This is a genomic window from Pedobacter sp. HMWF019, from assembly GCF_003061025.1.
Classification (GTDB): Bacteria; Bacteroidota; Bacteroidia; order Sphingobacteriales; family Sphingobacteriaceae; genus Pedobacter.
Genome location: NZ_QAIL01000088.1, coordinates 1 through 9,368, shown reverse-complemented (window position 1 = coordinate 9,368; position 9,368 = coordinate 1). Strand labels below are relative to the sequence as shown.

Below are 9,368 nucleotides of genomic sequence, written 5' to 3'. Positions count from 1 at the left end.
TAAAAAAAGAGGGTGTATTTATAGATTATAATACACCCTCTCTAATATCTTCTAAGATTTATTTTAATTTAGCCAGTGCTTTTCCAATTCTTGAAACAGCATCTCTTAATTTATCTTCAGCTGCCGCATAAGAAATACGAATACAATCGTCATTTCCAAAGGCTTCACCGGTTACAGTAGAAACATGTGCTTCATTCAGCAGATACAAAGAAAGGTCTTCCGCATTATTGATTGTTTGTCCGTCGACACCCTTTCCAAAGAAAGATTTTATTTCAGGGAAGAAATAAAATGCGCCATCAGGAAGGTTAACGTTCAATCCAGGGATTTCTTTAAGCAAATCATAAACGATGTCTCTGCGTTTTTTAAACTCAGCAACCATTTCATGAACAGTATCCAGCCCATCCTGGTAGGCTTTTAATGCCGCGCGTTGTGCAATGGAACAGGTGCCTGAAGTGACCTGACCTTGCATTTTATCTACTGCGTTTGCGATTTCTTTGTTTGCAGCTATATAACCCACTCTCCAGCCTGTCATGGCATAAGATTTAGAGAATCCATTGATCACTACAACACGGTCTTTGATAGAATCAAAAGATGCGATGGAAGCATGTTCGCCTACAAAGTTAATGTGCTCATAGATCTCATCTGACAGAATATATATGTTGGGGTGCTTTTCAAATACGGCGACTAAACCTGCCAGTTCTTCTTTGCTGTAAACAGACCCTGTAGGATTACAAGGGGAGGAAAACATGAATAGTTTCGTTTTTGGCGTAATGGCGGCCTCCAGCTGTTCTGGGGTAATTTTAAAGTTCTGCTCAACAGTTGCGTTGATGAAAACAGTTTCACCTTCAGCAAGTTTGATCATTTCTGAATAAGATACCCAGTAAGGTGTTGGTACAATAACTTCTTGCCCTGGGTCAACCAGGCACATTACTGCATTTGCCAGGGACTGTTTTGCGCCTGTAGACACAACAATTTGGTCAAAATTATAAGTTAGTCCATTTTCCTTCAGTAACTTCTCAGCAATCGCCTTTCGTAATTCCGGATACCCCGATACCGGAGTATAATAAGAATAATTTTCGTCGATAGCTTTTTTAGCCGCTTCCTTAACGTGTTCTGGCGTAAAAAAATCTGGTTCACCAAAGCTCAGGTTGATTACATCTATCCCTTTTGCGGATAGTTCTCTACCGAGTTTTGCCATTTTAATGGTCTGCGATTCTGAGAGGTTGTTGATTCTCTTGGATAAAAATGTCATAATAGTTTGTGCGAAAGCAAAATATAATTTTGTGAGAAAGCAAATATAGAAACCTGGCGGAATTTTAAACTAAAAAAAATACTTTTTAATATACTTTAACTCTTAAACCGTATTTTTGGATGCTAATTACTAAAGTTTGCATCCTAAGAAAAAAGCCATCCTTGTTGCCCTGTGCGTTAGCATAGTGCTTATGCTTGCGAAATTTGCGGCTTATTTTATCACCAATTCCAACGCTATACTTACAGATGCTGCGGAAAGCATTGTGAATGTAATGGCCAGTAGTTTTGCGTTTTACAGTATTTACCTTGCTACCCTCCCTAAAGATGAAAACCATCCTTACGGACATGGTAAGGTAGAATTCTTTTCGGCCTTTGTAGAAGGCGTGCTGATTGGATTGGCCGGGATTATTATTATTTTCAAATCTGCTCATGACCTGATCTTTCCAACAGAGATTAAACAGTTATTTGAGGGGGCAATGATTATAGGTGCAACGGGCATTGTGAATTTACTGGCAGGTTATTTTTTGATCAATACTGGGAAAAAACACCATTCTCTAACATTGGAGGCAGATGGTAAACATTTGATGGTGGATGCCATAACTAGTGCAGGATTGGTTGTTGGGGTAATCTTAATTAAATTAACTGAAATTTACTGGCTGGATGGTGTAATCTCTATCCTGCTGGGTGTTTTTATTGTATACAACGGTTATAAACTGACCAGAAAATCCGTCGGAGGTTTGATGGACGAGAGTAATATTGAGCTGGTTAAAAACATTGTAGAAGTATTGCAGGACAATAGGGAAGAGCCGTGGATTGATGTACATAATCTTCGTGCACAACAATATGGTGCAGATATTCATATTGACTGCCATTTCACTTTTCCTTACTATTTTGATCTTAACAGGGTACATAAAGAGATTTCTGCTATTGATAAACTGGTTAATGGCAATGGGGACCGGAGCACAGAATTGTTCATTCACGCAGACCCGTGTTTGCCCGAATGCTGCCATTATTGTAAGGTAAACGAATGTCCTGTGAGGCAGGAAAAATATGCAGGAGAGATTAAGTGGACTATAGAGAATGCAACCAAGAACAAAAAACACTTTGACCAGAAATGAGCTATTTTAATGTAAGAGTATATGGTTTACTGATTGATCCGGATAAAGGTCTGCTGATCAGCGATGAGTATTCAGAACGCAAAAGTTTTAGCAAGTTTCCCGGAGGAGGGCTGGAGTTAGGCGAAGGTTTAAAGGATGCACTGAAGCGGGAGTTTATGGAAGAATGTGATGTGGAGATTGAGGTACTGGAACATTTCTATACTACTGATTTTTATGAACAGTCTTCCTTTAACGATAGCCAGATTTTAAGTATTTATTATTTTGTCAAAGCATTGAGCCCGCTTGAAATGGCCTTTAAAAACGAGGCTTTTGATTTTGCAGAAAACAGTACACAATCCTTTCGCTGGATCAAACTGAAGAATCTGAAAGTTGAAGATGTTACTTTTAAAACAGATCGTATGGTAGTTGAGATGTTATTAAAGCAAATGGATCTTTAAACAGCTACAATCCGGTCTGGCGTAATGGCATAGAAACGATCTCCTTCTTCGGGTGTAATCGATTTTAATCCGGTGAAAACGCTAAATGCCGGTAATATGGCACCATATCTGCCAAAATAAAAGCAAGGAAAACGCAATCGCTGTTTTGCCTTTCCGTAGAGTGTTACGCCTGGATGAATATGACCTGTCAGATTGTAATATTCATCAGCTTCAACCGGTTGGTCGTGTATAAACCTAAATGGATAACAGAGATGTTCCTTTTGATGAACTTCTATTTCCAAGGCCTGATAATCTTCGTTTTTCAAGGCATCGTGATTACCTTTAATGAGTACGACGTTTAAATCGCTGATATTTTTTCTCCAGTTCATAAAGGCATTTGCATCGCTGTTAATGTTGTTGTGGAACATGTCACCGGTAATCAATAAAATTTTGGGGTGATAGCTCTTTATGAGCAGGGTTAAACGCTGAATATCGGTATGAGTGATGGCATCGGGTACCTGTATGCCAGACTTTCTGAAATGGGCAGACTTGCCGATATGAAGGTCGCTAACAATCAGCATTTTTTTTGAGGGCCAGTAAATTGCTCGTTCTTTATCTAATATGAGCTGTTCTTCTTTGCAGGTAATGTTCATCGTTTTTTGATATTTCTTTTTTCTACTTCAGCAGTCATTCTCTCAATTCTCTGGCTCAGTTCTTCTGTGCTCATATTGTCCCTCAGGCTGTCTACTTTGATTGGAAAGCAGAGTGGGGTATACCGATCTGTTTTTATTAAAATAATTTTACTCAACTGTATACGATGTAATGCTGCAGCAAGTCTGGGTTCCTCAATTTGCTGATAAAATGCTTCATCATAAGCTTGGCGTAATAATAAATTATGTTTATCATAATCACTAAATACGTTAAAAAATAGTGCAGCAGAGGATTGCAAATGTTTATTTGCAACATATTTACCGGGATAACCCTGAAATACGAGGCCGGAAATGCAGGCAATGTCTCTGAATTTTCGGCGGGCCATTTCCGTAGCATTAATGCTGGCTACAATATCGGCTGCAAGATCTGCAGGGCTAAACAGTTTTTTGATGTGCTCTTCATCCAGTGGGATGGATTGCTCGCTTAAGAGTTCAAAACCATAGTCATTCATGGCAATGGAAAAGGTGATGGGTTGTTTCCTGCTCAACCTGTAAGCAATGAGGGAGGCCATAATTTCATGTACCTGTCTACCTTCAAAAGGATAAGCAAATAAATGGAATCCATCTCTGGTTTGAATAAGTTCAATTAGAAATTCATCACTTTTGGGAACATGGGAAACTTTTGCCTGCCTTTCAAATAAGGGAAAGATGAAGTCAAGTTCTTCATCCTGGTGAGTCTTATCTAATGTTTCATTATACTTTTTCCGAAGTGTGGAACCTAGATTGGCGCTTAAAGACATGCGTCCGCCCATCCAGCTTGGGCTCATAGCATGTTTTAATTTACTCTTTCTAACCAATACCATCATTTCCTTAATCATAATAAATTCCAATACCCTGCCCGCCAATGTGAAGTTACTACCGGTTTTCATTTTAGCAACAAAAGACTCTTCGACCATGCCAACATAACCGCCGCTGAGGTATTTTACTTTGAGCATGGCATCACTTACTATGGTACCGATATGAAGTCGGTGGCGCATAGCAATTTGACGGCTTTCCACTTTCCATAATCCATCTTTAGCCTTGTTTACCTTACTGAATTCGGTATAAGCGGTAAGGCTCTCGCCTCCTGTGGTGATAAACTGCATGATCCAGTTCCATTCCTGAGGTAGAAGTTCCTTGAAAGCATATGTTTGTTTAACTTCAAAAAAGATTTGCTCATCGTCAAAGCCATCTCCAACGGCAAGTGTAACCAGGTATTGGATAAGAGTGTCAAATGCCATAACAATGGGCTCCCGGCTCTCTATGTTATTGGTTCTTGCAGCTTCTTTTATAGCCGCTGCCTCTACGAGTTCCAGGGCATGTGTAGGAAGAAAATAGATTCTAGAGGTTTCATGAGGAGAATGTCCGCTACGTCCTGCACGTTGAAGGAAGCGAGCAACGCCCTTTGGAGAGCCAATCTGAACAACAGTATCGACCGGCTTAAAATCTACGCCCAGATCGAGCGAAGAGGTGCAAACGACCGCTTTAAGAATACCAGAATGCAGTGCATCTTCAATCCAGTTCCGGAGTTCATAATCTATAGAACCGTGATGAATAGCAATCTGGCCAGCCAGATTTTCGTCTTGCGCAAGTAAGGCCTGATACCATAGTTCGGCCTGACCACGTGTATTGGTGAAGATCAGTGTTGTTTTGCTTTTTTGAATTACGGGAAGAAGTTTATGGGCCAGCTTAAGGCCCAGGTGACCTGCCCATGGCAGCATGTCTATATGGTCCGGAAGGATAGATTTAATGACAATTTTCTTTTGCAGATCTGCTTTTACAATCGTTTTTAAAAATTCCTGGTCGGGTACCAAGACTTCCATGGCTTGTTCCAGGTTACCTATAGTAGCCGAAATGCCCCAAACCCGGAGCAATCTTTCAGGGTGTTTTTTCAAAAGCAAGCCTTTGATCCTTGAAATGGCTAGCTCTGCCATAACGCCCCGTTTGCTTCCTATCAATTCATGCCATTCATCTGCAACAATACATTCCAGCTGATCGAAATAATTGAAAGTGCTTTTTTGTGCCAATAGCAAGTGAATGCTTTCTGGTGTAATAATGAGCACCTCTGGCATTTGTTTCTTTTGTTTCAGTTTTTCATTTTGAGGAGTGTCTCCGTTGCGGATTCCAACATGCCATCCCAGATCCAATTCCTGGCAAACCTCATTCATGGCTCTGGCCAGATCTTTAGCAAGAGAGCGGAGCGGGGTAATCCAAAGTAATCTTAATCCATCTGCTGATTTTTTTGTTTTCTTTGATGAAACTGGTTTCTGATCTGCCCTCTTGTTGAGTTCATCTATAACAACTGCCAGGAAAATAGAAAAGGTTTTTCCAAATCCCGTAGGCGCATTAACTAGACCACTGTAACCCTCTGCATAATACTGCCAGGCATCAGTTTGAAACTGGAAAGGTTTTCTTTTTTTGCTTTTCAGCCAACTGTTCACTTGTCTATAGCCTTTACTCTTGTTGAGTTCCATGAATCGAGGTATTTAAGGTTAAGAGCAAAAGCTGTTTTAAATCATCTAATGTATTGATCTCATCTGCTGTCTTATCTCTTCTCCACCGGGCTATCCTTGGGAAACGGAGGGCAAGACCTGCTTTATGCCTTTTACTCTCAGCAATTCCCTCGAAGGCAATTTCAAAGACGAGCTCAGGTTTTACAGTACGAACGGGTCCAAATTTTTCAATTGCATTTTTTTTTACAAAGGCATCTACTTCTTTAATTTCTTTGTCTGTTAAACCAGAGTAGGCCTTCGCGATGGTGATGAGCTGATCACCTTCTCTCACTGCAAAAGTATAATCAGTAAAGAAATTGGCTCTACGGCCGCTGCCTTTTTGTGCGTAAATCATTACGGTATCTACTGTGTAAGGGTCGATTTTCCATTTCCACCAATCGCCTCTTTTTCGGCCGGAATGGTATAGAGAGTCTGCTTTTTTAAGCATAAGCCCTTCACTGTTCAGGTCTCTAGAATCTTCTCTTGCTTTTGCAAGTTGCAACCAGTTGTCAAATTTAACAATCGGTGATAAAATGACCACATTTTTGGTCTGTAAATTGTCTACGATCTTTTCTAGCTGTTTCCGGCGTACGCTAAGAACATCGGATCTTTTATCTTCTCCTTTATATTCCAGCAGATCGTAAGTAAAGAAGCCTATTGGTGCTTCATTTAGCTGTGCTTTATTGATGATCTTACGATTAAGTCTTTGTTGTAAAATACTAAATGCTTGTACTTTTCCTTCTTTTATAGAAAGAATTTCGCCATCAAGTACTGTACCATCTTCCAGTTCTTTTTTTAAAAAATGAAGCTCTGGAAATTGCTCCGTAACCAGTTCTTCACCCCGTGACCAAATAAACAATTCTCCGTTTCTTTTTACAATTTGTCCTCGTATTCCATCCCATTTCCATTCTGCCTGCCATTCTTTCGGGGCACCCAGGCTTTCAGGCTCAACTTCCAAAGCGTAGGCCAGACAGAAGGGGTATGGCCAGGAATTATCAGTATTGACATGAGCGCCTCCAATAAGGTCCTGATAGGTAATTTGGGAAGGTTCCCATTTACCCATAATGCTGTGCATAATTTTACTGTTTTCCGTATCACTCTGTTTGGCCAATGCATTTACGAGCATTTTGCTGGATACTCCAATTCTGAAATTTCCAGATATAAGTTTATTGAAAATGAAACGTTCCTGAGTTTCCAGGCTATCCCATGCAGATAAAATAAAGGTTTTTTTAAAAACATCCTCTTTTCCTTGTAAAGAGGCCAGATCGCTGATCCATTCCTGAAGCTTACGGTTAACCAGATGTTTCGGTGGCGGGAGGATGAGTGAAATGGTTTCACTTAGGTCGCCAACATTGTGGTAACTTTCAGAAAACAGCCAATCAGGAATGCCGCTTTTTTCTATAGCCCATTCTTTAAGTAATGCCGTGCTGACAGGTCTCTTCGGCCTTTTGCCGGTAAACATGGCTATAACATACGGTTTGTCTACATCATCAGCTTCATTGAAATAGCTAACTAATGCCGCTATTTTATCATTGGTTTTATTACTTGTCTCCAGCTGCTGGATCAATTGAGAAAATCTTTTCACAGTACTTCCTCCTTTTCTTCTTCCTGGCCGTATTGCGTTTTTACCTCTTCTGCAGAAATACCAATTTCATTAAGATATCTAGAAAAAACAGCACTATATCCATGAGTTACAAATACCCTTTCTGCTGTTGTGGCTTTTATTGCACTCAGTAAACCAGGCCAGTCGGCATGATCGCTAAGAGCAAAACCGGCGTCTGCACTCCGCCATCTCCTGCCTGCCCTTACCTGCATCCAGCCGGAGCAAATTCCCGTGACGGCATGAAGAAGGCTTTTGGTCCAGCGGCTTTCTGTAAGTGCAGGCGGGACGATAACAACACCCCGCTGTAGATCTTCTTTTTTGGTTTCTGGTGTAATACGAATGGTATCAGGTAAATTGATACCGGCATGTATAAAGCCTTCATTAAGGTTTGCAATGGACTGATGGACATAGATTTCTCCGTATCCCTCTAAGCCTTTGATCAGTCTTTGGGCTTTACCAAGACTGTAGGCCGCGAGTACGCTAGTTTTGTTTTCGTCACGATTGGCCGATATCCAGTCCTTAATCTGATCAAAAATGATTTGCTGGGGCTGCCATTTGTAGATCGGAAGGCCAAAAGTGCTTTCCGATACAAACGTATGGCATTTTACAGGTTCAAATGGAGTACTGATGCCGTCATACTCCACCTTATAATCTCCAGATACCACACAGATTTCTCCTTTATATTCCAATCTCACCTGAGCTGAGCCTATAACATGACCGGCCGGGAAAAAACTGAGTTTTACGCCATTGATGTCAATTTGTTGCCGATAAGGAAGTGTTTGGATCTGGAGGTCGGCACCAAGTCTTTGTAGCAAGATAGATTTAGTTAATTCATGGCACAAATAGGCCTGATTTCCCCATTTTACATGGTCTGCATGCCCATGCGTGGTTACTGCAAGTTTAACCGGTTTCCATGGGTCAATGTAAAAATCACCTTGCGTACAGTAAATGCCTTTGCTGGTAAATTGTATGAGGGCCATGTGCATAATAACATTTCAAGGCTGGATTGGTTTGGATTTATATATTATTGGTGTTGTTTTTTTGATAGTTGACGATATTGGTTTTGTAGTCAATTGTAATTGTTTGGTAATCAAATGTTTAAAATTTATATAAAATTTAAAAATCACTGTTTTAGTTTGTAGGTTTGTGTTGTCTAAAAAACGATTTTCAATGAAACAAATCTTATTCATGGCGGTAGCTTTTATTCTCCTTCAAAGTTGCGACCGCACTAAAATGCAGCTCCATGCCCCGGAAACTTCAGCATCCACTAGTTCCGAAAGTAAAAAGGATACTTTGAAGAAAAATGCAGATACAACTCTTAAAAGCAAAGAAGATCATAAATAACTGAGGTGGAAATTTAGTTTCATTTTTTCCTTCGCTGATACTAACATAGGTACTGATCAGGCCAATATAGGGTAGGGGAATGATCTTTTCGTGAAGAAATCTGTAGTAAGCAGAAAGATCGTTAGTGAGGATTTTAAGAATGAAATCAATGGGGCCGGTCACCTGATTGCAAGAGATAATTTCAGGAAAAGGCCTTGTAGTCTCCATAAATTCTTGTGCAACTTCTTTTGTATGTATTTTAAGCTGAATATGCGAATAAATGGTTTGAAAGGGGGAGAGTTGTTCTTGGTTGAGAATAACGCTGTAGTTTTTGATGACTTTGTTTCTCTTCAGCCGATGGATTCTTTCGTTTATTGCACTTGTCGATTTGTCAAGTTGCGCTGCAATTTCTTTGTTGTTTAATTTAGCGTCTTGCTGTAATAGAATTAAGATAGCCCTGTCTGTTGCATCCAGAT

General features: G+C 40.2%; 8 protein-coding genes. 2 read left to right on the top strand and 6 right to left on the bottom strand.

The window, feature by feature from the left end:
• Nucleotides 1-58 precede the first annotated feature (58 nt).
• Nucleotides 59-1,252: a pyridoxal phosphate-dependent aminotransferase gene (locus DBR11_RS05740; protein ID WP_199233771.1), complete on the bottom strand. Its 1,194-nt coding sequence runs from the start codon at nucleotides 1,250-1,252 to the stop codon at nucleotides 59-61.
• Between the two features lie 136 nt (nucleotides 1,253-1,388).
• Here DBR11_RS05740 and DBR11_RS05735 point away from each other — a divergent pair, with 136 nt between their 5' ends.
• Nucleotides 1,389-2,369 (top strand): cation diffusion facilitator family transporter, encoded by a 981-nt coding sequence (locus tag DBR11_RS05735; RefSeq protein ID WP_108550653.1) that lies wholly within the window; start codon nucleotides 1,389-1,391, stop codon nucleotides 2,367-2,369.
• Nucleotides 2,366-2,806 carry an NUDIX domain-containing protein gene (locus DBR11_RS05730; RefSeq protein ID WP_108550652.1) on the top strand — a complete coding sequence of 147 codons (441 nt, stop codon included), beginning with the start codon at nucleotides 2,366-2,368 and terminating at the stop codon, nucleotides 2,804-2,806. Before DBR11_RS05735 ends, DBR11_RS05730 begins: the two co-directional genes overlap by 4 nt.
• On the opposite strand, the gene pdeM is transcribed toward DBR11_RS05730, so the two are convergent.
• The 5 genes from pdeM to DBR11_RS05705 form a co-directional block, all read right to left on the bottom strand.
• A complete protein-coding gene (pdeM, locus tag DBR11_RS05725; RefSeq protein WP_108550651.1) occupies nucleotides 2,803-3,438 on the bottom strand; it encodes a ligase-associated DNA damage response endonuclease PdeM in 636 nt (211 codons plus the stop codon). The two genes, DBR11_RS05730 and pdeM, sit on opposite strands and share 4 nt — an antisense overlap.
• Nucleotides 3,435-5,948, bottom strand: a complete 2,514-nt coding sequence (locus DBR11_RS05720) for a ligase-associated DNA damage response DEXH box helicase (protein WP_108550650.1) — start codon at nucleotides 5,946-5,948, stop codon at nucleotides 3,435-3,437. Before DBR11_RS05720 ends, pdeM begins: the two co-directional genes overlap by 4 nt.
• On the bottom strand, nucleotides 5,929-7,551 hold the full coding sequence (locus DBR11_RS05715; RefSeq protein WP_108550649.1) for an ATP-dependent DNA ligase: 1,623 nt from the start codon (nucleotides 7,549-7,551) through the stop codon (nucleotides 5,929-5,931). Before DBR11_RS05715 ends, DBR11_RS05720 begins: the two co-directional genes overlap by 20 nt.
• Nucleotides 7,548-8,549 carry a ligase-associated DNA damage response exonuclease gene (locus DBR11_RS05710; protein ID WP_108550648.1) on the bottom strand — a complete coding sequence of 334 codons (1,002 nt, stop codon included), beginning with the start codon at nucleotides 8,547-8,549 and terminating at the stop codon, nucleotides 7,548-7,550. The genes DBR11_RS05715 and DBR11_RS05710 overlap by 4 nt, the downstream gene beginning before the upstream one ends.
• A gap of 277 nt (nucleotides 8,550-8,826) precedes the next feature.
• Nucleotides 8,827-9,368 (bottom strand): Lrp/AsnC family transcriptional regulator (locus DBR11_RS05705; protein ID WP_108550647.1); only part of this gene is annotated, 542 nt, incomplete at its 5' end.

Bases quoted from the DNA above. Each gene is read 5' to 3' on its own strand.
- DBR11_RS05740 (WP_199233771.1), bottom strand. From the start codon at position 1,252: ATGACATTTTTATCCAAGAGAATCAACAACCTCTCAGAATCGCAGACC.
- DBR11_RS05730 (WP_108550652.1), top strand. From the start codon at position 2,366: ATGAGCTATTTTAATGTAAGAGTATATGGTTTACTGATTGATCCGGAT.
- pdeM (WP_108550651.1), bottom strand. From the start codon at position 3,438: ATGAACATTACCTGCAAAGAAGAACAGCTCATATTAGATAAAGAACGA.
- DBR11_RS05720 (WP_108550650.1), bottom strand. From the start codon at position 5,948: ATGGAACTCAACAAGAGTAAAGGCTATAGACAAGTGAACAGTTGGCTG.
- DBR11_RS05710 (WP_108550648.1), bottom strand. From the start codon at position 8,549: ATGGCCCTCATACAATTTACCAGCAAAGGCATTTACTGTACGCAAGGT.